This window comes from Micromonospora endophytica (assembly GCF_003236305.1).
Taxonomy (GTDB): Bacteria; Actinomycetota; Actinomycetes; order Mycobacteriales; family Micromonosporaceae; genus Micromonospora; species Micromonospora endophytica.
Genome location: NZ_POTX01000013.1, coordinates 26,870 through 50,600, shown reverse-complemented (window position 1 = coordinate 50,600; position 23,731 = coordinate 26,870). Strand labels below are relative to the sequence as shown.

The 23,731-nt window shown below is 70.8% G+C and carries 20 protein-coding genes; 11 read left to right on the top strand and 9 right to left on the bottom strand.

Annotation, left to right across the window (positions count from 1 at the left end; genetic code table 11):
* On the bottom strand, nt 1-1,290 hold a 1,290-nt coding region (locus C1I93_RS03650; protein WP_258378254.1), incomplete at its 3' end, for a MurL-like N-terminal domain-containing.
* A gap of 122 nt (nt 1,291-1,412) precedes the next feature.
* Here C1I93_RS03650 and murD point away from each other — a divergent pair.
* Nucleotides 1,413-2,762 carry a UDP-N-acetylmuramoyl-L-alanine--D-glutamate ligase gene (gene murD, locus C1I93_RS03645; RefSeq protein WP_111241774.1) on the top strand — a complete coding sequence of 450 codons (1,350 nt, stop codon included), beginning with the start codon at nt 1,413-1,415 and terminating at the stop codon, nt 2,760-2,762.
* A 55-nt stretch (nt 2,763-2,817) separates the two neighbouring features.
* On the opposite strand, the gene C1I93_RS03640 is transcribed toward murD, so the two are convergent.
* From C1I93_RS03640 to C1I93_RS03630, 3 genes are read right to left on the bottom strand one after another with little or no spacing between them, the layout of a single operon-like run.
* Entirely contained in the window at nt 2,818-4,407 is a 1,590-nt protein-coding gene (locus C1I93_RS03640) for an MDR family MFS transporter (RefSeq protein ID WP_111241773.1), read from the bottom strand.
* 19 nt (nt 4,408-4,426) lie between these two features.
* A complete protein-coding gene (locus C1I93_RS03635; RefSeq protein ID WP_111241772.1) occupies nt 4,427-5,023 on the bottom strand; it encodes a TetR/AcrR family transcriptional regulator in 597 nt (198 codons plus the stop codon).
* Between the two features lie 52 nt (nt 5,024-5,075).
* A complete protein-coding gene (locus C1I93_RS03630) occupies nt 5,076-5,570 on the bottom strand; it encodes a MarR family winged helix-turn-helix transcriptional regulator (protein WP_111241771.1) in 495 nt (164 codons plus the stop codon).
* Nucleotides 5,571-5,678: 108 nt separating this feature from the next.
* On the opposite strand from C1I93_RS03630, the gene C1I93_RS03625 reads away from it, so the two are divergent.
* From C1I93_RS03625 to C1I93_RS03605, 5 genes are all read left to right on the top strand, one after another.
* A complete protein-coding gene (locus tag C1I93_RS03625) occupies nt 5,679-6,326 on the top strand; it encodes a ferredoxin--NADP reductase (protein ID WP_111241770.1) in 648 nt (215 codons plus the stop codon).
* Between the two features lie 144 nt (nt 6,327-6,470).
* The gene (locus C1I93_RS03620) at nt 6,471-7,328 is read left to right on the top strand and encodes a hypothetical protein (protein WP_111241769.1); all 858 of its coding nucleotides are present in this window, start codon (nt 6,471-6,473) and stop codon (nt 7,326-7,328) included.
* 9 nt (nt 7,329-7,337) lie between these two features.
* The gene (locus C1I93_RS03615; protein ID WP_111241768.1) at nt 7,338-7,901 is read left to right on the top strand and encodes a hypothetical protein; all 564 of its coding nucleotides are present in this window, start codon (nt 7,338-7,340) and stop codon (nt 7,899-7,901) included.
* 143 nt (nt 7,902-8,044) lie between these two features.
* Nucleotides 8,045-9,349, top strand: a complete 1,305-nt coding sequence (locus C1I93_RS03610) for an aspartate aminotransferase family protein (protein WP_111241779.1) — start codon at nt 8,045-8,047, stop codon at nt 9,347-9,349.
* Nucleotides 9,346-10,836 (top strand): CoA-acylating methylmalonate-semialdehyde dehydrogenase, encoded by a 1,491-nt coding sequence (locus C1I93_RS03605; protein WP_111241767.1) that lies wholly within the window; start codon nt 9,346-9,348, stop codon nt 10,834-10,836. Before C1I93_RS03610 ends, C1I93_RS03605 begins: the two co-directional genes overlap by 4 nt.
* Here C1I93_RS03605 and C1I93_RS03600 read toward each other — a convergent pair.
* The 5 genes from C1I93_RS03600 to C1I93_RS31120 all read right to left on the bottom strand — a co-directional run bounded on the left by C1I93_RS03600 (nt 10,808) and on the right by C1I93_RS31120 (nt 17,585).
* Entirely contained in the window at nt 10,808-12,157 is a 1,350-nt protein-coding gene (locus C1I93_RS03600; protein ID WP_111241766.1) for an acyltransferase family protein, read from the bottom strand. The two genes, C1I93_RS03605 and C1I93_RS03600, sit on opposite strands and share 29 nt — an antisense overlap.
* Nucleotides 12,111-15,893: a serine protease gene (locus C1I93_RS03595; protein WP_111241765.1), complete on the bottom strand. Its 3,783-nt coding sequence runs from the start codon at nt 15,891-15,893 to the stop codon at nt 12,111-12,113. The genes C1I93_RS03600 and C1I93_RS03595 overlap by 47 nt, the downstream gene beginning before the upstream one ends.
* A complete protein-coding gene (locus C1I93_RS32235) occupies nt 15,890-16,759 on the bottom strand; it encodes a pentapeptide repeat-containing protein (protein WP_223256632.1) in 870 nt (289 codons plus the stop codon). Before C1I93_RS32235 ends, C1I93_RS03595 begins: the two co-directional genes overlap by 4 nt.
* Nucleotides 16,749-17,144 (bottom strand): hypothetical protein, encoded by a 396-nt coding sequence (locus C1I93_RS31125; RefSeq protein ID WP_146603421.1) that lies wholly within the window; start codon nt 17,142-17,144, stop codon nt 16,749-16,751. The genes C1I93_RS32235 and C1I93_RS31125 overlap by 11 nt, the downstream gene beginning before the upstream one ends.
* 156 nt (nt 17,145-17,300) lie before the next feature.
* Entirely contained in the window at nt 17,301-17,585 is a 285-nt protein-coding gene (locus tag C1I93_RS31120; protein WP_146603420.1) for a hypothetical protein, read from the bottom strand.
* 63 nt (nt 17,586-17,648) lie between these two features.
* Between C1I93_RS31120 and C1I93_RS03585 the strand changes: the two genes are divergently transcribed.
* Genes C1I93_RS03585 through C1I93_RS03565 form a run of 5 tightly spaced genes read left to right on the top strand, consistent with a single transcriptional unit; the run spans nt 17,649 to nt 23,723 of the window.
* Complete coding sequence (locus C1I93_RS03585) at nt 17,649-18,611, top strand: MurR/RpiR family transcriptional regulator (RefSeq protein ID WP_111241764.1); 963 nt, start codon at nt 17,649-17,651, stop codon at nt 18,609-18,611.
* 29 nt (nt 18,612-18,640) lie between these two features.
* Nucleotides 18,641-20,044 (top strand): N-acetylglucosamine/diacetylchitobiose ABC transporter substrate-binding protein, encoded by a 1,404-nt coding sequence (gene ngcE, locus C1I93_RS03580; protein ID WP_111241763.1) that lies wholly within the window; start codon nt 18,641-18,643, stop codon nt 20,042-20,044.
* 36 nt (nt 20,045-20,080) lie between these two features.
* Nucleotides 20,081-21,022 (top strand): carbohydrate ABC transporter permease, encoded by a 942-nt coding sequence (locus C1I93_RS03575; protein ID WP_111241762.1) that lies wholly within the window; start codon nt 20,081-20,083, stop codon nt 21,020-21,022.
* Between the two features lie 13 nt (nt 21,023-21,035).
* Nucleotides 21,036-21,998, top strand: coding sequence for a carbohydrate ABC transporter permease (locus tag C1I93_RS03570; protein WP_111241761.1), 963 nt, complete (start codon nt 21,036-21,038; stop codon nt 21,996-21,998).
* 24 nt (nt 21,999-22,022) lie between these two features.
* Nucleotides 22,023-23,723: a bifunctional 3'-5' exonuclease/DNA polymerase gene (locus tag C1I93_RS03565; protein ID WP_111241760.1), complete on the top strand. Its 1,701-nt coding sequence runs from the start codon at nt 22,023-22,025 to the stop codon at nt 23,721-23,723.
* Nucleotides 23,724-23,731 lie beyond the last annotated feature (8 nt).

Here is a 23,731-nt window from a genome sequence, read left to right as displayed (position 1 = left end):
CCCGGCGGCGCGGCAGGCCGCGCTGGCCGTGCTCGCCGAGTCCTGCCAGCGGTTGCTCGACGGTGCCGCGCCGGGGGAGTCGTTGCAGTTGGCCGCGACACGTGCCCTGATCGCCGCGACCACCGACTCCTCGACCTCGCCGACGCACTCGAAGGGCTTGTGTCCGTCCACGCCGAGCAACTCCCGGTAGCCGGGGATCTGGGTGGCGTCGGCGAGCAGGTCGCCGCCGAAGATGTGGGTGATCCGTTCGCGGGACATGAACGGGGCCAGGGCCAGGAAGACGAACCGGCACTTCGGGCAGTCCCGGCACCAGCGTTCGCTCGCGTCACGCAGCTTGAACGCGGCGTTGCAGCTGGTCACCACGTCGTCGTAGCGGTCGATGGTGGCGAAGAGCCGGGCGATGTGCAGCTCCGACAGCGGGCGCAGCAGGGAGAAGTACGGTTCGGTCAGCCCGGCGTGTTCGGCGAGGGCGGCGCGGAGCAGCCCCTCGGCTTCGACGCCCTTGGACCACTGGTGGTTGATCTCGTGACCGTTCCAGATCAGGTTCGGGTCCGACGCCGAGCGCTCGTTGGACATCACCACCGGTCCCAGCCCGTGCAGCACCGCGGTGGCGACCGCGATCAGCGAGTTGATCGCGGTGACCGGGATGTGCCCGTTGCGGGCGCCGGCGGCGTTCAGCTCGAACAGCACCGGGTCGAGTCGCCGCCGGGCGGCCAGGGGAGTGAGGCCGGAGGCCGCGTTCACCGCGTTGATCACGTGGTTCGGGTTGACCGAGAAGGGCACCGGGTCGAGGCCGGCCCGGCGCAGCGCCTCCAGGCTGACGATCGAGTCCTTGCCGCCACCGACCGCCGACAGCGGACGCCGGTCGGAGTTGTCGTACTCGGCGACCGGCCGCACCCGCCCGTCCGGGACCACCGGGGCCAGTTCGAGCACGTGCGGCAACTGGTTGCGGTACGCGTACTCGGCCAGGCCCTTGGTGTAGACGGCGGTGACGAACTCGACGGCGGCCGGGCCGAGCGGTGCCGGCAGCACCAGCTGTCCCGGCGCGGCGGCCTTGTAGTAGCTGACCCCGGCCACCACGTGCAGCAGCTCCAGCACCCGGCCGAGCGCGGCCACCGCCGCGTCCGACGGTGACTCCTCGGGCACCGGCAACGTGATCACCTCGGTGAACCGCTGCTCGCCGTCGGGCCCGGTGAGGGCGTAGTCGAACAGCGCCTCCCCGGTGGAGAGGTCGATCGAGTAGGACGGGAAGGTGAAGGCGTCCATCCGCGCCAGCTGCGTATTAGGCACACGCCATACTAGGCCCTGGTTCGTCCGGCCGTGCCCGGCTCCGCCGTGAACCGGGCGGGCGCGGGGCCGGTGCCCGCCGGACCATGCCCGTGTGCTGCCGTCGTCGGATCCGAGGAGAAGCTGTGCGCCTGTCTGAGCTGCGCGGACGTACCGTCGCCGTCTGGGGGGCCGGCCGGGAGGGGCGGGCCGCGGTGATCGCGATCGCCGCCCACGGACCGGCGGACCTGGTCGCCGTGGACGACAGCGCGAACTTCCTCACCCTGCCCTGGGAGGGGCCGCTGGCGGAGGCCGCCCCGCTGGTCACCGGCGAGGAGGGCTTCGCCCGGTTGGCCGCCGCCGAGGTGGTGGTCCGCTCGCCGGGCGTGCCACAGACCCATCCGTGGCTGGTGGAGCTGCGCCATCGCGGTGTCACGGTCACCCAGGGCACCGCGCTGTGGATGGCCGATCACGGCGATCGTACGGTCGGGGTGACCGGCAGCAAGGGCAAGAGCACCACGTCGAGCCTGATCAGCCACCTGCTGGCCGCGGTGGACCGGCCGAACGTCTTCGGCGGCAACATCGGGGTGCCGACGCTGGACCTGCCGGAGGCCGAGCTGTACGTGCTGGAGCTCTCCAGCTACCAGTGCAGCGACCTGACCGACTCGCCCCGGGTGGCCGTGGTCACCGCGCTCTTCCCCGAGCACCTGGACGCGCACGGCGGCGAGCGGGAGTACTACCGGGACAAACTCAACCTGCTGGCGTACGGGCCGCGCACGGTGGTGGTCAACGGCGCTGATCCCCGGCTGCTGTTCGAGCTGGGTGACCGGGCGGCGGTGCACGCCGGCACCGCGGACTCGGTGAACGTCGCCGCCGGCCCGGACGGCACACCCTGGTTCCACCTGGTCGACCGGCCGCTCTTCCCCCGGGCGGTGCTGCCGCTCGTCGGCCGGCACAACGAGGGCAACCTCTGCGTGGCCCTGGCGGTGCTCGACGCGCTCGGGGTGGACCTGGTCGACCGCAAGGACACCCTGGCCGTGGCGGTGGCCGAGTTCCAGGGGCTGGCCCACCGGTTGACCGAGATCGCCGACCCGTCCGGCCTGACCTTCGTCGACGACACCCTGGCGACCAGCCCGTACGCGGCCATGCACGCCATCGACGCGTACGACGGAAGACCGTTGACGGTGATCGTCGGCGGGAACGACCGGGGCGTCGACTACACCCCGTTGCGTGAGCACCTGGCCGAGCGGGAGATCACCGTGATCGGCATTCCGGACAGTGGCCCGCGCATCGTCGAGGCGCTGGACGGGCTGCCGAAGGTGCGTACCGAGTTGGTCGAGGACCTGGCCGAGGCGGTCCGGCTGGCTCGGCAGCTCACTCCCGCCGGGGGCGTGGTCCTGCTCTCGCCGGCCGCCCCCAGCTACGGCCGGTTCCGCAACTTCGAGCACCGCTCCGAGGTCTTCGCCGAGGCCGTTCGGGCCACCGCGCCCGCCTGACCGCAGGCCCGTGCCCCCACCGCCGGCGGCGATGGGGGCACGGTTGACCACTCGCTCAGACCGGCACGGCGGCCGCGGGTGGTGTGGTGTGGCCCGGGCCGGCGGTGGTGTCGGCGCCCATCTCGGCGTGGGTGCTGGCCAGCTTCTTCTCGGGCAGCAGCAGCGCCAGCACCAGACCGGCGGCGAACAGGGGCACCAGGTAACCGAAGACCGGCGTCAACGCGTGCTGGTAGGCGGCTATCACGGCGTCCTGCACCGCGGTCGGCAGCGCGTGCACGGCTGCCGGGGTGAGCGAGTCGGTGTTGCCGATCGCGCCGGCCGCGTCGCCGGAGAACCGGGTGGCGAGTTGGTCGGTGAGCCGGCTGGTGAAGATCGCACCGACGGCGGCACTGCCGAGGGTGGCCCCGATCTCGCGGAAGAAGTTGTTCGACGAGGTGGCGGTGCCGACCGCGGCGGCGGGGAAGTCGTTCTGCACGGCGAGGACGACGTTCTGCATGATCAGGCCGAGGCCGGCGCCGAACAGGAGGATGTAGGTGCCGACCGTCCAGAGCGAGGTGTCCACGCTGAGGGTGGAGAGCAGCAGGGCCGCCGCGCCCAGGAAGATCGTGCCGATGATCGGGTAGATCTTGTAGCGTCCGGTCCGGCTGATCAACTGCCCGGAGGGCAGGGCGGTGCCCATCATGCCGACGATCATCGGGATGAGCAGCAGGCCGGATTCGGTGGCGCTCACTCCGTAGACCATCTGCAGGTAGGTCGGCAGGTAACCGATGACGGCGAACATGCCGACGCCGACGGTGATCAGGCTGAGCAGGGTGGCCAGGTTGAAGATCCGGCTGCGGAACAGCCACAGCGGGATGATCGGCTCGGCGGCCCGGCGCTGCGAGAGGAAGAACAGCACCCAGCCCAGCGCGGCGCCGGCGGCCAGGCTCAGGATCAGCGGATCGGTCCAGGCGTACTCCGTGCCACCCCAGACGGCGACCAGGACGGTGGCGCTGACCGAGGCGGCCATCAGGGTGATGCCGGCGTAGTCGATGGAGACCTTGTTGCGTTTGCGTGGCAGGCGCAACGCGAACGCGCAGACCAGCAGCGCGACGATGCCGACCGGCAGGTTGATCCAGAAGGCCCAGCGCCAGTCGGCGTGGTCGGTGAAGTAGCCGCCGAGCAGGGGGCCGACCACGGCGGAGAGCCCGAAGACCGCGCCGATCGGAGCCATGTAGCGGGCGCGCTGCCGGGGCGGGACGAGGTCGGCGATGATCGCCTGGGAGGTGATCATCAGGCCACCGCCACCGAGTCCCTGCACTGCCCGGCCGATGATGAGCATGGTCATGCTGGAGGCCGCGCCGGCGATCAGGGAGCCGACGAGGAAGATGCCGATGCCGCTGAGGAACAGGGTCTTGCGCCCGATCAGGTCGCCGAAGCGACCGTACAGCGGCATGCCGATGGTGGCGGCGAGGATGTACGCGGTGGTCACCCACGCCATGTGGCTGACGCCGTTCAGTTCGCCGACGACCGTGGGCAGCGCGGTCGACACGATGGTCTGGTCGAGCGAGGCGAGCAGCATGGTGGCCATCAGGCCGGCGAAGATCAAACCGAAGTGTGGCGGGAGGGTGAACGAGTCACGCTCCCGGGTCGCGGTGTCGGTCATCGTGGTCTCCTGGGTCGGCTCAGCGGCCGAGTAGGGCGCGCAGTGTGGTCACGGCGCGTTCGACGTACGGGACTGGGTTGTCGTCGTTGCCGGAGGTGAAGTTCTCCAGGCTGGTCCGGATGGCGGCCATCGTGAGACTGGCGATCAGGCGGGGCATCTCGTCCTGCGGCTGCTCCCCGGTGCGTGCGGCGACGGTCGCGGCCAGCTGCCGTTGGAAGGTCTCGAAACCGGCGAGCATGGCGGCGAGGACCGCGGGATGGTCCTGGCTCAGGGCGAACATGCCGTGCAGCGCATCGCGGCGGGGTGGGTGGCGGGCCATGTCGCGCAGGAGCAGATCGATCAGATCCAGCAGCACGTCACTGGGTGCTGCGGGGCCGGCTGCGGCGAAGACGGCGACGTCCTCGTCGGGCGGCATCGGCGGCATCGCGATGACCGCCGCTTCTTTGCTGGGGAAGTAGTTGAAGAAGGTCCGGGTGGAGACGCCCGCTTCGGCGCTGATCTCCTCCACTGTCACCTTGGCGAAGCCCCGCTCACCGGCGAGCCGCAGCGCGGTCTCGTGGATCTCGCGGTGCGTCTGACGGCGTCGCCGCTCGCGTAAACCCTCGGTCTTGGCCATGGGCCAATCTTGCACTCAGTGCAAAGGGTTCACCAACTGCATGTTGTGCACATCACGAACCGCCGGGGTCGGGTGGCCCGCACAGCCGGCCCGGGCAGCCGGTCGCCGTGGCCGGGGCGCCGGACGACATGACCGACAAGATCCGATGCAGGTGGTCGCGGTCGGTGTCGCTCAGGGCTCCGAAGAGTGCGTCGCTCATCTCGTCGATCGACGCGTGGACCTCCGCGACCGCTGCCCTGCCGTGCTCCGAGAGGGTGACGATGTGCCGGCGGCGGTCGGCGGGGTCGCGACGGCGCTCGACCATGCCGTCGCCCTCAAGGTCGTTGAGCAGGCCCACCAGCGCGCTGGCGTCGACGTTGAGCCGCTCCAGCAGCTCCTGCTGCCCGGCAGCGCCGGTGCGCTCCAGGAAGAGCAGGACGTGCGCGTGCCGTGGTCGCAGTCGCGACGACGCGAGCTGGCGTTGCAGGAACTCGCGTGCTCGTTCGCCGGCCTGCGAGAGCAGCACCGGCAGGGGGATGCCTGGATCCGGGGTTGCGGCGGAGGTCACCGTACGAAACTACCATCTCACTTACCATCGGTCTGTCGGGATAGTTGGTGAACCAAAACTATCTGCTAGCTTTAACGAAAGGAGTCTCACCTCAACTCAGGAGAAGCCATGGGTCTGCTGTCGTCCACGCCGCTCGAGTTCGCCGACCGCTGGGAGGAGGACGGTGGCGTCGCGGTCTTCGCGTTCACCGCCACCAAGCCCTTCCGGCACATCGCCGGACAGCACGGCATCTTCACCATCAAGGGTGGGGGGACCAGGCCGTTCTCCCTGGCGTCGGCGCCCGGCGACGAACAGGTCGTGATCGCCACCAAGCTGGACTCCGGCAGCAAGTACAAGAAGGCGCTGGCGGCGCTGCGACCCGGCGACCGCATCACGATGCGCGGTCCGATCATGAAGTTCATCCTGGACGGGGCCGGCGACGAGGTCGTCTTCCTCGCCCAGGGGGTGGGCATCACCCCGTTCCGCTCCCTGCTGCGCCACATCGACACGGCGGGCCTCGGCGTCCGCAGCACGCTGCTGCACCTCGGGGACGGGCACGCGTTCAAGGCCGAGACGGAGCAACTCGCCAGCGACGCCCGCTACCACCGGGACCGCGAGGACTTCGCCGTCGACCTCAAGCAGGTTGCCACGAACGCCCCGAACGCGACCTACTACATCTCCGGAATGCCGAAGTTCATCGCCGAGACCAGCGCCGCGCTGAAGGACCTCGGCATCAGCCGCAAGCAGATCCGCAAGGACAACTTCCGCGGCTACTGACGGTCCCTGCTGGCGAACCGGGTCGGGTCGGCCTACCAGACACTTCCCGTCGGCGTCCGTCGGCACCGGGGGTGCCGGAAGTCGCCGGCCAGCCAGTGGCCGGCGAGTCCTACGCTGGTCGCAGCGGCATGCTGGAGGTGATCGATGTCCCGTTCGGCGCGGCGGCAGCGGATCGCACCATATCCGTACGCGGTGGGCATCACCCGACTGATGGCGCACACCGATCCGGTTGCCTTGACCGGCATCGCGTTGTCGATCGCGCTCTCCGTCACGCTCGACCTGACCGGCGCCGCCTCCGGTGTGGAGTCCCTGCTGGCCGGTCTGATGGGCATCACCATCTCGCTGCTGGTGGACTCGCTGGCCCGCGCCGAGCGCCGGTTTCACCTGCGTACGTTGCTGGTCGGCCCGCCCTGGCTGGTACGGGCGGTGCCGGAAGTCGCCACCGCCGCCCGGGAGGCCGTGGAGCGCCATCGAGATACCCGGATCGCCGCGGAGACCCAGCGCCGGTTCGAGCGGTTCCAGGAAGATCTCGGGCAGTTACGCCAGGGGCGCATCATCCGGCCCGGCACCGACTATCAGGACATGCTCGGCGCGACCCGGGACTGCGTCCGGGAGTTGGAGGCGCTGACCAACGTGCTGCCCCGACTCGCCTGGTGGGGCAGCGACATCGGTCGGCGGTACTGGTCGGAGAACCTGGCGGCGGTGGCCCGTGGTGTGCGGATCACCCGCGTCTTCACCTACTCCGATTTCTCCGACGAGTTGGCGGAACTGGTGGCCAGGCAGCGTCGGGCCGGCGTCCGGGTGGGGCTGCTGAGGACCGAGGCGGTTCCGGCCGACCTGCACGTCAACCTGATCCGCTGGGATGGTGAGGCGTGCTGGACGGCCGGCATGAGCGCACACGGCGAGATCACCGAGAACCGGTTCTCGGTGAACGCCTCCGACGTGACCCGGGCCGGCGAGACGTTTCGGTCCTGCGTCGCCCGGGCCACCTTCGACCCGTGAGTCGGGCCCATGACCGTCCAGGGCGTACTGCTGGTGACCGCGGTGGTCTGGGCGGTGAGCCTGATCCGTCCGCTCCGGTGGCGGGCCTTCGTCGCCAGCCTGCCGTTGCCCATGTCGGCGGCGCAGCTGGCCACCGGCCACCACATCGACGGCGCGCAACTCGTCGGCGTGGTCGGGCTCACCATGTTCTTCAGCATCGTGGCGGTGACACATCATCGGCTCCGCTGGCCGATCCTGCTGGCCGCCCCGGCCCGGCTGGTGCTGATCCTCTGTGGCGCGGCGCTGACCGGGCTGCTCGGGCAGCTCCTGCGCGGGCTGGTGGTGACCTTTCCGTACGCCGGCGTGCTGGTGGCGGTCGAGGTGGGCCGGGACCTACCGGCCTTCTGCCGGCACTTCACCCGCAACAGCCTCGCGCTCGTCGGATTCCTCACCGGGGTCCACCTGGGCCAGGACGCCTCTGGCGCGATCGCGCTCGGCCTCGGCTGGCTGGGTTTCGGGGTGGTCGCCGCAGCGCTGCACCTTCCCGCCTACTGGTTCGGAATTCGCAGACGTGCGGCATCGGGGCCACGGTAAGCGTGCCCAACGGTTGGGACGGCGACGGAAAACGTTGACGTGTTGTCAACGGTCGTGGATCACCACGCGACACTTTGGCACTTGCCGGGGCCGCGAGGGTGATGGAAGCGTGCGGTAACCGCCGCGATCCGAAGGGTGCGACCGTGACCTCCGACGACCTGCTGGCCCGGCATCGGGCCGTGCTCCCCTCCTGGATGCCGCTCTACTATGCCGAACCGCTCGAACTCGTCGCCGGCGAAGGGCGCCGGGTCACCGACGCGCACGGCCGCAGCTACCTCGACTTCTTCGGCGGCGTGCTGACCAACATGATCGGTTACGACGTACCGGAGATCCGGGAGGCCGTGCAGCGGCAACTGGCGACCGGCATCGTGCACAGCTCCACGCTCTACCTGATCCGGCAGCAGGTGGAGCTGGCCGAGAAGATCGCCCGGGTCTCCGGCATCCCGGACGCCCGGGTCTTCTTCACCAACTCCGGCACCGAGGCGAACGAGGCGGCGCTGCTGGTCGCCACCAACCACCGCCGCTCACACCAGATCCTGGCCGTACGCAACAGCTACCACGGCCGGTCGTACGCGGCGATGGGCGTGACCGGCAACCGTGGCTGGTCGGCGAGCGCGCTCAACCCGCTCCAGGTGGCCTGGTTGCACTCCGGTGACCGGCTGCGGGGCCTGCTGGCCCGGCTGGACCCGGCCGACCGGCTCGACGCGGCGGCCGAAGACCTGCGCGAGGTGCTCGCCACCCAGACCGCCGGTGACGTGGCCTGCCTGATCGCCGAGCCGATCCAGGGCGTCGGCGGTTTCACGCACGGCCCGGACGGGCTCTTCGCGGCCTGGAAGAAGATCCTCGACGAACACGGCATCCTGCTGATCTCCGACGAGGTGCAGACCGGCTGGGGGCGCACCGGCGAGCATTTCTGGGGCTACCAGGCCCACGGCGTCACCCCGGACCTGCTCACCTTCGCCAAGGGCATCGGCAACGGCTTCGCCCTGGCCGGCGTGGTCGGTCGGGCCGAGGTGCTGGAGGCGGTGCCGGCGATCAGCTTCTCCACCTTCGGTGGCAACCCGATCTCCACCGCGGCCGGCAACGCGGTCCTGGACTACCTGCTCGACCACGATCTCCAGGGCAACGCGGCGCGGGTCGGCGCGATCCTCGGCGACGGGCTGCGCGCCGCCGTGGGCGAGCTGCCGTCGGTGGCCGAGGTACGCGGCAAGGGGCTGATGCTGGGCGTCGAGTTCGTCCGCCCCGGCGGCAACGAACCGGATCCGGCGCTGGCCACCGCGGTCTTCGAAGCCTGCCGGGAAGGTGGCCTGCTGGTCGGCAAGGGCGGCCTGTACGGCAACGTGGTGCGGATGGGCCCGCCGTTGACGCTCACCGAGGAGGAGGCCCGGGAAGGGCTGGCCATCCTCGTCGAGGCGATCCGGACCAGCGTGGGGCAGGTGGCGGCGTGAACCTCATCGGGCACTTCATCGACGGCAAGCGGGTCGGCGGCGACTCGGCGCGGCGCGGCGACGTCTTCGACCCGGCCACCGGTCGGCGTACCGGTCAGGTGGAGCTGGCCTGCGCCGCGGACGTGGCGGTCGCGGTCGAGGCCGCCGAGCGGGCGGCGCGGGCCTGGCGCGACGCGTCGCTGGCGAAGCGCACGGCCGTGCTCTTCGCCTTCCGCGAGCTGGTGCACGCCCGCCGGGACCGGCTCGCCGAGGTGATCACCGCCGAGCACGGCAAGGTGCTCGCCGACGCCGCCGGCGAGGTGCAGCGCGGGCTTGAGGTCATCGAGTACGCCTGCGGCATCCCGTCGGCGTTGCGCGGCGGCTTCAGCGAGAACGTCTCCACCGAGGTCGACTCGTACAGTCTGCGGCAGCCGCTCGGCGTGGTGGCGGTGATCAGCCCGTTCAACTTCCCGGTGATGGTGCCGCTGTGGTTCGTGCCGGTGGCGGTGGCCGCCGGCAACGCGGTGGTGCTCAAGCCGAGCGAGAAGGACCCGAGCGCGGCGCTGTTGCTGGCCGAGTGGTTCGCCGAGGCGGGCCTGCCCGACGGGGTGCTCAACGTGGTCAACGGCGACGCCGAGGCGGTCGACGCGCTGCTGGACCACCCGACGGTCAAGGCGGTGTCCTTCGTCGGCTCCACCCCGGTCGCCCGGCACGTCTACCAGCGCGGCACTGCCGCCGGCAAGCGGGTGCAGGCGCTCGGTGGAGCGAAGAACCACATGGTGGTGCTCCCCGACGCCGACCTGGACCTGGCCGCCGACGCGGCGGTCAACGCCGGGTTCGGCTCGGCGGGGGAGCGGTGCATGGCGATCTCCGCGCTGGTCGCCGTCGAGCCGGTCGCCGACGACCTGGTGGCCCGGATCGCGCGCCGGATGGCCGGGCTGCGGACCGGCGACGGGCGGCGTGGCTGCGACATGGGTCCGCTGGTCACCGCCGCGCACGCGGACCGGGTCCGGTCCTACGTCGAGGCGGGCGTGGCGGCCGGCGCGGTGCCGGTGGTCGACGGTCGCGAGGTGCAGCCGGACGGCGAACCGGACGGCTTCTGGCTCGGCCCGACCCTGTTCGACCACGTCACCCCGGAGATGTCGATCTACACCGACGAGATCTTCGGCCCGGTGCTGTCGGTGCTGCGGGTCGGCTCGTACGACGAGGCGGTCGCCCTGGTCAACGCCAGCCCGTACGGCAACGGCACGGCGATCTTCACCAACGACGGTGGCGCGGCCCGGCGCTACCAGCACGAGGTGGAGGTGGGCATGGTCGGCATCAACGTGCCGATCCCGGTGCCGATGGCGTACTACTCCTTCGGCGGCTGGAAGTCCTCGCTCTTCGGCGACCTGCACGCGCACGGCGCCGACGGGGTGGCCTTCTTCACCCGGGGCAAGGTGGTCACCAGTCGCTGGCTCGACCCCCGCCACGGCGGGGTCAACCTCGGCTTCCCCACCCAGACCTGAGCAGCCGCAGCACGCCCGCCCCGGCCAGGTACGCCACCAGCGCCGAGGCGGGCAGCCCGAACGGCTCGGGTGCGGTCTTCGCGGTGGTGGCGTTGGCCGCCAAGGCGTACCCCACGGCGGCGAAACCGGCGACGGTGAGCACGCCCCGGACCTGGACCGACCACCCGGGTGCCCGGTCTTCGGCCCGGCCGGTACGGGCCTCGATCGGGCCGAAGACGGCGACCAGGACGGCGAGCACCACGGCCAGCAGCAGCACCCAGGGCAGCCGCCAGGCGAACCAGGCCGCCGAACCGGCCGCCGGGGTGGGCAGCACACCGAGCCCGTCCAGCGCCCCCACCAGCAGCACCACCGCGCTCAGGTGCCACAGGAAGACGGTGAGCACCACCGAGTTGACGCCGATCACCACCTGCCAGGGGCGGCTGCGGTGCAGCCAACGTTCGGCCCGTTCGCGCAGCAGCAGGATCAGCCCGAGCTGGGCGGTGGCCACGGCGAGCAGCGCGACGCTGGGCGGAGCGGCGTTCGCCATCCGCTCACCCGGCCCGTTGATCATGCTCACCGGGTACGGCCCGACGGCGGTGAGCAGCACCGCGACGGCGAGCCCGCCGACGAGCATCGCCCCGGCGGCCCGACGCGACATGGGCAGGCAGCGGGCGCGTCGGCAGGTGCCCCGGCGGGCGTCGTACCAGGCGAAACCGACCTGGTGGACGGCGAGCCAGCCGAGCAGGTAGTTGGCCAGGGCCAACTCGGCCGGACCGAACGCACGACCCAGATCACCGAGGGCGACGAGCAGCACCAGGACCGCCGGCACCGCCAGCCCGAAGCGGCGGTGCAGCGCGTACATCAGCGGGGTCAACGGCACCACGGCCAGGTACGCGGCGAGAAACCACAGCGGGATGGTGGCGAACCAGACGACGGGGCGGACCTGGCTCGGCTCGGTGCCGGCCAACCGGGCCAGCAGCGCGCCGCCCACCAGCACCACCAGCAGCACGGTGGTCGGGCGCAGCAGCCGGGCGCTGCGGCCGAGCAGCCAACCGGCCCAGTCGCCGCCCCGGCCGCGGTGCGCCGCGAGCGAGGCGGCGTTGGCGTAGCCGCCGACCAGAAAGAACACCGGCATGACCTGGACCAACCAGGTCAGCGGGTAGGCCCAGGGAATCGCCGGCAGCGCCGAGTGGCCGTCCGGCCGGCCGTGTTGGTCGTGATAGATGCTGGCGATCGTCCAGTGGCCGAGGACGACAAGCACGATCGCCAACGCCCGAAGCAGGTCGAGGTAGCGCTCACGGTCCGCCGGGGTCCGGGCGGCGAGGCGGGCCAGGCGGCGCATGATCCGAGGGTATGCCAGCCGGGACGGTGCCGGGACCGGCTTGGCCGGCGGGCGCGGCGACCGGCCGGTGCGGGACGTGATCCGGCGGCTGTCGCAGCTGCGCCAGCAGCGTCGCCACGTCCTCCAGGGCCGCGTCCCGCAGCGGGAAATGCGCTTCGGTGAGCCGCCAGTGGGGGATCCAGGTGTGCAGCCGGGCCAGCACGTCGATCGCGCCCTGGCGGGAGAGACGGCCGGCGCGCACCAGGGCGCAGGCCCGGCTCACCTTGTCGCGGTAGTGGGTCCCTTTCGAACACCTGGGGTTCAGCGTGGCCGGGTGGGCCAGCCAGCGGAGCAGGATGTCGTCGACGCGGGCACCGGCCAACCCACAACGCAGCGTCCTCGGCCGACAGAGTGACTGGACGAGGCCGTCCACCTCGCCGTGCCTGTTGACGTCCGCCTGCTCACCCTCGATGCCGTCGAGAAATCGTTCGACGGCCCGCAACAGCCGACCGGCCAACAACGGGAACCGGTCGATCGCGGTGGCGACGCCGTTCATCCGCCAGGGGATGTCGGGATCGTGCGGATGCTCGGCGGCCCAGTCCAGGACCACGTCGGCGGTGACCTCCGTCAGCGCGTTCTGCCGGGAGAGATGCTTGGTGACGAAGACGATGTCCGGCTCCGACCGGTGCCGATCCGCCCACCGGTCGATGACCGCGGGTAGCCACTCCGGCAGGTCGGTCATCTTGCGCAGCGCCAACAGCCGGGGCAGTACGTATCCCGCCTCGTTGGTGTCGCCGTGCCGGCACAGCCAGTTCAGGGCGGTGTCGATGCCGTGCTCGGTCTCCTCGGGCGTGAGATCGGCGCGGCCCAGCAGCGGGCGCAGCACGAAGCCGGCCTCGGTGAGTTTCTCGTGGTGACTGAGCCAGCGTCGGGTGGTGTCGATGGCGTGGCGGGCGTCGTCGGGGGTGAGGTCGGTCCGGTTCAGCAGCGGATGCAGGACGAAGCCGGCGTCGGTGAGTTTCTCGTGGTGACTGAGCCAGCGTCGGGTGGTGTCGATGGCGTGGCGGGCGTCGTCGGGGGTGAGGTCGGTCCGGTTCAGCAGCGGATGCAGGACGAACTTGGCGTCGGTGAGTTCCCCGTACCGGGTGAGCCAGCGTCGGGTGGTGTCGATGGCGTGGCGGGCGTCGTCGGGGGTGAGGTCGGTCCGGTCCAGCAGCGGGCGCAGGACGAACTGGGTGTCGATGAGCTCGTTGTGGTGGTGCAGCCAGCGGTGGGCGGTGTCGATGGCGTGGCGTACGTCGTCGGGGGTGAGGTCGGTCCGGTTCAGCAGCGGATGCAGGACGAACTTGGCGTCGGTGAGTTCCTCGTACCGGGTGAGCCAGCGTCGGGTGGTGTCGATGGCGTGGCGTACGTCGTCGGGGGTGAGGTCGGTCCGGTTCAGCAGCGGGCGCAGCACGAAGCCGGCGTCGGTGAGTTCCACGTGGTGACCGAGCCAGGGTCGGGCGGCGTCGATGACGAGGCGGGCGTCTCGGCGGGGCAGGTCGGCCCGTCCCAACAGGGTCGCGATGACGAAACTGGCCTCCAGAGCCGTCTGGTGCCGGGTCAGCCAGGCGGTCGCCACCTCGATCAGCCGGGCCGCCTGTGGGGAGGCGACAGTCCGCAGCCCCTTGTAGAGGATGTGCCGCGCGGCCAGGGACGTGCCGTGCACGTTCAGCCAGGGCGCGCCGAGCTGCGGCCAGTGTTGGAAGAGCACCTGCGCCCAGGGTGAGTTGTCCAGCACCGCGCCGAGGGCGTACGCGCCGACGTCCTGCGGGCCGGCGAGCAACTCGCCGGCCGCCGTCGCGTGGGCACTCAACCAGGCCGCACAGTGCCCGGCGAGTGGACCGTCGCGCTGTTGCAGCGCCAGGTCGCGCAGCAGCCGATCGAGATTCATGGCGTACCGGCCGATGGTGCGGGCACTGGTCAGGCTGGCACCGAGGATCCGGTCGGCGACAGCGGTCCGGACCGTGTTCAGCCCGGCCCGGACGGTCGTGTGTTCCAGCAGTTGGTCGACCACGATGTCGTGCACCGGCGCCAACCCGTCCGAGGTCGCGATCATCCAGCCCATCGTCAGCAGGACCTCGATCAGGTGCTCGGCCCGTGCGTCGTCACCACCCGCGACGCGGGCGCCGCACGCGACCAGGGCGGGACGGGGCTGCGGGGTGGCGGCGGCCATCGCGGCGTAGATCTGCAACCGGAGGTCGGGCTCGCGTTCGTCGTCCAACCGTTGGGCCTGGTGCAGCAGGTCGTCCTCGTCGAGCCGGCGGACCAGCCAGTCGAGCAGGTACTCCGGTCGCAGGTCGGCGGTTGCCGTCGACAGTTTGCCCCGGGCCGCCTGGGCCTCGGCCTCGGCGGCGATGAGGGTCGCCACGACCGGACGCCGACCACACAGGTGGGCCAACCGCTCGTCACCGAGGATCGCCCGCGCCCGCGGTGCCAGGGTGGTGACCACCTGATGCCGGATCCGGTCCAGGTGCTCGTCCTCCGGCCGTAGCTCGACCGGCCGGAAGACCTGGGTGAGTGGAGTGTTGTCCTTCTGGTGGAACCAGCCGGGTCGGGCCGAGCCCAGCATGGCGAGGCGGATCCCGCGCGCCCGGGCGGCGGGCAGCAGCCGGTGCCGGATCGCGGGGTAGTCCAGGCCGCTGAGGTTCAGGTAGTCGATGATGATCAGCAGGCGTTGGTCGGTGGCGCCGTTCACCACGTCGATGAGTTGTTCGGTGGTGACGAGCGGCTCGCCGGGACGCACGTGCAGCACCCGCCAGCCGGCGTCGACCGCGCAGTTGGCGACCTCCAGGCAGGTGCGGGTCTTGCCGATGCCGGCCTGGCCGACCAGCAGCAGACCGCAGTGGCCGGCCAGTTCGTCCAGGCGGTCCAGCAGGCGTCCGGGATGGGTCGCCGCGCCGGCGTCGGCGGGCGGGACGTAGGGCAGCCGATCGGCGCGCAGATGGTCCGCCAGCTCGGCCAGGGCCTCGTCGTGCGCGACGATCCCGGTCGGCAGCAGCTGCGCCGGTTCCCGTTCGATCTGGTCGGGAGAGGTGCCGACCAGGCCGGCGAAGGTGGGGTCGGCGAGCAACCGGGTGATCCGTACCGCGTCGAGCCGCCCGGGGCCGTACCGGGACGGCACCGCCACCACGACGCCCAGCAGGAGCTGCCGCGCGCCGGAGGTCAGCAGCGGCGCGCCCGAGTAGCCGCTGTGCGGGTGGGCGTCGGGCACCGGCTCACCGTTCTCGTCGCGTACCGGCTCGCCTGTCGGATCCCGCAGCGGCCCGGGTGGGTTCGGGGCGATCCGGGTGGAGTCCAGCGCGTACCGGTGGTCCTCGAAGCCGAGACTGGGCATCACGTGGCCGGGCAGCTCGTCGAGGCGGCGTAGCCCGTCGTGGCCCACCCGGACCCACGGATAGCCGGCGGTGAGGCAGGGCACCGGCTGGTGGCCGCGCAGCTCGCCGTAGCGGGTGCGGGTCTCCTCCGCCGTCCAGAGCGGAATGTCCAGTCGGAGCAGGGCGGCGTCGGCGTCGATGCCGTCACCCCGCCAGATCACCGTGGCCCGGTGCTCGCGTGCGGCGGTGCTGTCGCTACGGGAGATCCACGCCGCGTCCCCGCGTGGACCGACCACATGACCAGCGGTCAGCACCAGGTCGACGCCGACGGCGTAGCCGGATCCGAGCAACGTGCCGTGGACCTTCACCACCCGTTGGACGTGCGGTTCGAGCCCGGTCACGACAGATGGCCGGCGCAGGTGTGGCGGTTGGCGTCGCTGTTGGTGCCGTCGGGGCAGATGGTGTTGCGCCAGACGACACCGTTGATCGAGGCACCGGAGAGGTCCGCGCCGGTCAGGTCGGCGTTGGTGAGGTCGGCGTGGTCCAGTTTGGCGTTGCGCAGGTCGGCGTCGCGCAGGTACGCGTCGACCAGGCGGGCGTTGCGCAGATCCGCGGTGGGCTGGTGGGCCGGGGGGTTGGCCGACCAGGCGAAGGCCACGATGCCGACCGCGGCGACGGCGGTGGCCAGCATCAGCCGGTGCAGCGCACGCGTGAACTGCTCCTTCAGCGCCTCGTGGGTGGCGGTGTCCTCGATCGCGGTGATCCGATCGTCCAGATCGGCGATCCGGGCCGCCAGCTCCACCCGGATGTCGTCAGCGGTCGCCGGATCGCGCTGCGCGACGATCAGTTCCTCGCGGGCGGCGACGACTTCGCCCGGAGTCGAGAATCCCTGCAGGTATTTGGGATTGCGTCGGAAATGCTCCACCACCGGATCCAGTACGGACCTTCGCTGCGTCCATGCCTGTTCGAGATCGCTGATCAGCACCAGTTTCGGCAGCAGTATCTGCACGGCGGTCCAGATGGCGTACACCACGGCGCTGAGCCCGGCGACGGCACCCCACATCGCCACCCAGAGCCGAGCATTCTCCACGGAATCGGGTACGCCGAGCGGGAGTTCGCCGATGCTCGACAGTTGGCTGCCGGCAAGCATCGCCGCGCCGACCGCCGCGGCGCTGGCGACCAACCATTTCGCCGCGTCACGGATCCGGTCGTTACCGCGTTCCAGTGCATCGGTGCCGGGGTCGCCGCCGGTGCCGTCAATCGTCATCGCGCTCGATGTCCACGCCGGGCTTGGGACGGACGATCGGTGGCAGGTGAGCGCTGCCGAGGCGGTTCGGATCGAGGCCGACAGACGTCTCGTCGTAGCCCGGCTTCGGTGCGTAGGAGACAGCGGGTGGGGGATTTCTCACCGCAGGGGGCAGATCGGGAACGGGAATGTCGGGTGGGGGCCATCGCCACGGATGCACAGTCAATCGGACCCGGACCGCCCCGACGTCCTCCGTTGTCGCCAGCTGCCAGGTGACGCCATGGCGATCGGCCCGTGCCACCAGGCTCAGTTCCACTTCCACACCGTCTTCGGGGCTGCCAGACGTCGCACGTCGCAGATCCCGAATCAGCGCGGCCAGTGCGTCGGTAAGCGGAATATCCGGCACCAGGCCTCCAGCTTGGACTCGTACCGTCACGTAGCTCGCGCCTGAACGTTAACCGACCGGCCACACCCGGAAATCCCCCGGTAGTCGTCTCGACAGTGGCCGTACGACGAGAAGGAATCGGCGGGTGTCAGTAAGGCGACTGTTTCCGGATTCCGATCAGGCGGGTGTGCTGGGCGTCGGGTCGGTCACCTCGGGCAGGTCGCGCGCGGCGAGCCGGGCCGTGCCCGGCCCGCGCGCCCGCGTCGTGCCGACGGCGACGGTCCGGACTCCGGCCGCGCGCGGCGGCGCGTCCGGCCGGTGCTGTCGGGCCGCGACGGGCACCGCCCGGCGGCCGGCGGAGTGTTCGTGCTGGTCGCGGCGGCCATCGACGAGAAGCGACGGATCCTCTCGGGGAGTACGCGCCAGGTAACAGTTTGAAAACTTCGCCCACAGTCTTGACACGGAGGTGGCTTCAGTAAGAACTTTTACCACTAACAGTTAACAGTCTTTTCCGAAAGGTGTCCCATGGTTGATCACGAGGCGGAAACCTCCGCGGGCACCGCGGTGGCCGACGCCGAGGGGGTCGACCGGCGGGGCCTGATCGGTGTCGCCTCCGACGGGATACTGGCCCGGGTCCGCACCGGTGCCGACGAGCTGACCGGCGCGCTGCGCCGGGTCGCCGAGCACGTGCTGAGCGACCCGGAGGCAGCGGCCCGGGCCACCATCGTGGAGCTGGCCGAACGCAGCGGCACCTCACCGGCGACTGTCACCCGGTTCTGCCGGGCGATGGGCTTCGACGGCTACGCCGACCTGCGACTGGGCATCGCCACCGAGACCGGCCGGACCCGCTCGGCCGGCTGGTCGGTCGACATCGGACGGGAGATCCAGCCCAGCGACCCGCTGGAACGGGTGCTGGAGCAGATCATCGCGGCCGACACCCGGGCCATGCACGACACCGCCGCGCTGCTCGACCTCGCCGAGGTGGAACGCGCCGCGGTCGCCATCGCCGGGGCCAGCCGGGTGAACATCTTCGGCGCCAGCGGCAGTGCGCTGGTCGGTGCGGAGATGCAGTTCAGCCTGCACCGCATCGGGGTGGCCGCGTGGGCGTGGAACGACGTGCACTCCGGGCTCGCCGCCGCCGCGCTGCTGCGCCCGGGTGATGTCGCGCTGGGCATCTCGCACAGCGGCCAGACCCGCGAGGTCATCGAGATGCTCGCCGAGGGCGGCAGCCGGGGCGCGACGACTATCGCGTTGACCGGTTTCCGTCGCTCGCCACTGGCCGAGCTGGCCGACATCGTCCTGCTCACCGCCAGCCAGGCCACCACGTTCCGGCCGGACGCGCTGTCGGCCCGGCATCCGCAGCTGGTGGTGCTCGATCTGCTCTACATCGCGGTCGCGCAGCGTACCCACGACCGTGCCCACGCGGCCTTCCGGCGTACCGCCCAGGCCGTCGACGGGCACAAGGCCGCGAGGGGGACCACCTCATGAGAAGTCCGAAACCACAAGGAGAGTCAGAGATGTCTGCTACCCCCGAACTGGACCGCCGGACCCTGCTGCGCCGTGCGGCGGCCGCGGGTCTCCTGGTGACCCCGGCCGCCGGCCTGCTCAGCGCCTGTGCCGGCAGCACGCCGAGCCAGAACAACGACAACGCCGGGGAGAAGAGCAACGACAACCCCTTCGGCGTGCCGGAGAGCGGCGCCGTGAAGGTGGTGATCTTCAACGGTGGGCTCGGTGACAAGTGGGCGCAGGAGGACAAGGCGATCTTCAACGCCAAGCACCCGAACGTCACGGTCAACATGAGCTCCACCCAGAAGATCAAGACCGAAGAGCAGCCCAAGATGGCGACCACGCCCAGCGACGTGGTGATGAACTCGGGCGCCGACATCATGGACATCAGCACCCTGGTCAACGAGGGCGCGATCGAGCCGCTGGACGACCTGCTCGCCGCCCCGGCCTGGGAGGGTGGCGGCACTGTCGCGGACACCCTGCTGCCGGGCACCGTCGCCGACGGCACCTACCAGGGCAAGTTCTACGTGGTGAACATCGCCTACACGGTCTGGGGCAACTGGTACAACGCGGCCCTGTTCAGCAAGGAGGGTTGGACGCCGCCGAAGACCTTCGAGGAGTTCTTCGCCCTCGCCCCGAAGATCAAGGCCAAGGGCATGGCACCGTACGTCTACGACGCGGTGCACGGCTACTACCCGCGCTGGGCGCTGATGGCCACCATCTGGAAGTCGGCCGGCAAGCAGGCGGTCATCGACATCGACAACCTGAAGGAGAACGCCTGGCGGGCCGAGGGTGTGCTGCCCGCGCTGGAGCAGTGGGAGAAGCTGGTCAAGGACAAGCTGGTGCTGCCCGGCCGGCTCGACCACACCCAGTCGCAGCAGGCGTGGCTGGACGGCAAGGCCGCCTTCATCCAGGTCGGCACCTGGCTCAAGAACGAGATGGCGGAGACCATCCCGCCCGGCTTCGAGATGAAGATCTCCGACTACTGGGGCCTGGGCGCCACCGACAAGGCGCCGAACGACGTCTACGCCGGTGCCGGCGAGGGCATCGTGGTGCCGAGCAAGGCCCCGAACAAGGCGGCGGCCAAGGAGTTCCTGCGGGCGGTGCTCTCCAAGGCCGGCTCGGCGAAGTTCGCCGAGCTGACCAAGTCGCTCGCCTCGACCGCGGGCTCCGGCGACAACGTCCAGGACTCGGCGCTGGCCAGCGCCAACGAGCTGATGAAGAACGCGCCGAAGGACCTGGTCTCGGTCAAGTACTGGAACTTCTACGCCGACCTGGACAAGGAGAGTCAGAACCTCTCCCAGGAGCTGATGGCCGGCCGGCTCACCGCCGCGCAGTTCATCGACAAGATGCAGGCCGCAGCGGACAAGGTCGCCAAGGACTCGTCGATCAAGAAGCAGACCCGCGACGCGTGACACCCGGATCTGATCCAACGAGGAAGTGAGCGCCAAATGCGGCACGGTGTTGCGCGGTTCGTCACGGGTTTCCTGGCGCTGCCGGTCGGGCTGTACCTCTGCTACGTGGTGTGGCCCTTCCTCCAGGCGGCCGGATACTCGCTGACCGACTGGGGCGGCTACTCCGACCGGCAGCAGTTCGTCGGGCTGGAGAACTACCTCCGGCTCTTCTCCGACGAGCTGATCAGGAAGGCGTTCTGGCACAACGTCTTCTTCCTGGTCACCGTGCCGCTGTTCACCATCGCGCTGGCCCTGTTCCTCGCGTTCCTGCTCAACGTGGGCGGACGCGAGGACAAGGCCGGCATCCGGGGCGTCTTCGGCTCCAGCCTGTACAAGGTGATCTTCTTCTTCCCGCAGGTGTTGTCCCTGGTCGTCATCGCGGTGATGTGGCAGCAGATCTACCGCGCCGACGGCCAGGGCCTGATCAACGGCGTACTGATGAAGATCGGGTTGGTGAACCCGGAGGACCCGATCACCTTCGTGTACGACCCGGAGCCGTTCCTCGGCGTACCGGCGGTGCTGTGGTGGCTGCTGCTGATCGCGGTCTGGAGCGGCGCCGGGTTCTACATGGTGCTGTTCTCGGCGGCCATGCAGTCCATCCCGAAGGAGATCTACGAGGCGGCCCTCCTGGACGGTGCCGGACGCTTCCACACCTTCTTCCGGCTCACCCTGCCGCTGCTGCGGGACACCGTCTCGGTGGCCTGGGTGTACCTGGGTTTCATCGCGCTTGACATGTTCGCCCTGGTCTACATCATGACCCCGAGCCAGGGCGGCCCGAACCACGCCAGCGAGATCTTCGCCTCGGTGATCAACTTCAACGCGTTCCAGAAGGGCCAGTTCGGCTACGCCTGCGCGATCGCGGTGGCCCTGGCGATCTTCACGATCCTGCTGGCCGCGTTGCAGCTGAGGATCACCCGTCGTGAGCGCATCGAGTACTGAGGAGACACCGACGATGAGCACGGTGACCCACACCCCGGGTGGTCCGGCCGGGGCCGACCAGGCCCCACCGTCGGACCGTACGCCGGGTCGGCGGGCCGCCGCCGGCGGCAGCCGCGCCGGGGCGAAGTTCTTCAACGGCTTCTCGCACCTCTTCCTCGCCGTCTGGGCGATCATGGTGGTCTACCCGCTGCTGTGGGTGGTGATGTCGGCGCTCAAGACCGACGCGGAGGTCATCCGCAATCCGCTGTCGCTGTTTCCGGAGACGTTGCAGTGGGGCAACTTCGCCCGAGCCTGGACCGAGGGGCAGATCGGTTCGTTCTTCCTGAACACCGTGCTGGTGCTGACCGGCAGCGTCTTCCTCACCATGCTGCTCGGCTCGATGGCCGCGTACGTGCTGGCGCGCTACGACTTCCCCGGCAACCGGCTGATCTACTACATGTTCCTGTCCGGGTTGACGCTGCCGATCTACCTGGCCGCGGTGCCGCTGTTCAAGGGCGTCTACAACATGGGCGTGACGCTGCCTTTCCTCGGCCCGAACAGTCACCTCATGCTGATTCTGGTCTACGTGGCCTGGTCGCTGGCGTTCACCGTCTTCTTCATGCACTCGTTCTTCCGTACCCTGCCGACCGCGATCGCCGAGGCGGCCCTGGTCGACGGGGCGTCGCACAGCCGGTTGTTCTTCAGCGTCATGCTGCCGATGGCCAAGCCGGGGCTGATCAGCATCGGTATCTTCAACGTCCTCGGCCAGTGGAACCAGTGGTACCTGCCGACCCTGCTGATGCAGTCGGTGGCCGGCGAGCCGAAGAACCAGGTGATCTCCCAGGGCCTGATCGAACTCTCGGTCAACCAGGGCTACCGCTCCGACTGGTCCGGGCTGTTCGCCGGCGTCACCATGGCGATGCTCCCGGTGCTCATCGTCTATATCGTCTTCCAACGCCAGGTCCAGTCCGGCCTCACCGCCGGCGTCTCCAAGTAACCTCACCCCGGGTTACCCCCTGGGGTGTCACAGGGGCCGGGCAGAATCGCGTACGTGCTGGTGGCGGTGGTTGCTGACGACCGGGGCGGGGGAGTGCTGCAAGCCCTCGGCCCGGCCGGCGACCCGGCCGGCCCACCGGAGGCGGTGACCGACCTGCCCGCCGCGGTGGCCGCCCGGGAGCGCGCCGCGCAGCCGCGCTGGGTCTGGGCCTCCGGTGCCACTCTCTGCCCCGCGCTGCTGCGCGCCGGGGTCCGGGTCGAGCGGTGCCACGACGTCGAGCTGACCGAGGCGTTGCTGCTCGGCCACGCCGGCCGGGGCGGCGAACCCCGGTCGCTGGCCGCCGCGTGGGCCCGGCTGACCGGCGCGCCGGTGCCCGCCGATCCGCCACCCCGGGCCGTCGCCCCGCCCGGCACCGGGCAGGCCACCCTCTTCGATGCCGTGCCCGGCCCGCCGGGTCCGGACATCACGGCCTTGACCAGGGTGTACGCCGACCAGCTCGATCGCATCGCGGCAACCGCCGACCCGGGCCGGTTCCGGCTGCTGGTGGCCGCCGAGTCGGCCGGTGCGCTGATCGCGGCCGAGATGGGCGCGGTCGGCCTGCCCTGGCGCGCCGACGTGCACGACGCCGTGCTGACCGAGTTGCTGGGGGAGCCGTCCCCGGTCGGCGGGCCGCCCCGACGGCTGGCCGAGCTTGCCGCGCGCATCGCCGACGCCTTCGGGGTGCGCCAGCTGCACACCGACAGCCCGGCGGAGCTGCTGAAGGCGTTCGCGCGGGCCGGCGTGCGGCTGCCGAACACCCGCGCCTGGGTGCTGCGTGGCGTGGACCACCCGGCGGTGCCACTGGTCCTGGAATACAAGGAGCTCTACCGGATCTGGACGGCGCACGGGTGGGCGTGGCGGGACGCCTGGGTGCGCGACGGCCGCTTCCGGCCGGAGTACGTGCCCGCCGCGGTGGTGTCGGGACGCTGGGCCACCCGTGGTGGCGGCGCGTTGCAGATCCCGAAGGTGATCCGCCGGGCGGCGGTGGCCGACCCGGGTTGGCGCTTCGTGGTGGCCGACGCCGGGCAGTTGGAGCCGCGGGTGCTCGCCGCCGTCTCCGGTGATCTCCGGCTGGCCCGGGCCGGCGCGACCGGCGACCTCTACGCCGCCCTGGCTCGGGACGCCTTCGGTGGTGACCGGGCCCGGGCCAAGGTCGCCCTGCTCGGCGCGATGTACGGGCAGACCGGCGGCGCGGCGGTGCCGGCCCTGGCGGTGCTGCGGCGCAGCTACCCGACGGCGTTCGGTTATGTCGAGGCGGCGGCGCGCACCGGCGAGACCGGTGGCCTGGTGCGGTCCTGGCTGGGGCGGACCTGCCCACCGGGCACGGCGGGGTTCGACGACGACGCCGCCGCCCCGGAGTCGGCCGACGATCCGGGTTCGCCCCGGGCGCGGGCGGCCCGGTCCCGGGGCCGGTTCACCCGCAACTTCGTCATCCAGGCCACCGCCGCCGAGTGGGCCTCGACCCTGCTGGCGGTGCTCCGGGGCGAGCTGGCCGGCACCGAGGCCGAGCTGGTCTTCTTTCAGCACGACGAGGTGATCGTGCACTGCCCGGCCGGGCAGGCCACCCGGGTCGCCGAGGCGGTCGAGCGGGCCGGCCGGCGGGCCACCAGCCTGCTCTTCGGCGACACCGCGGTGCGGTTCCCGCTGGATTTGTCGACAGTCGAGTGTTACGCCGACGCGGCTTGAGCGGCGGT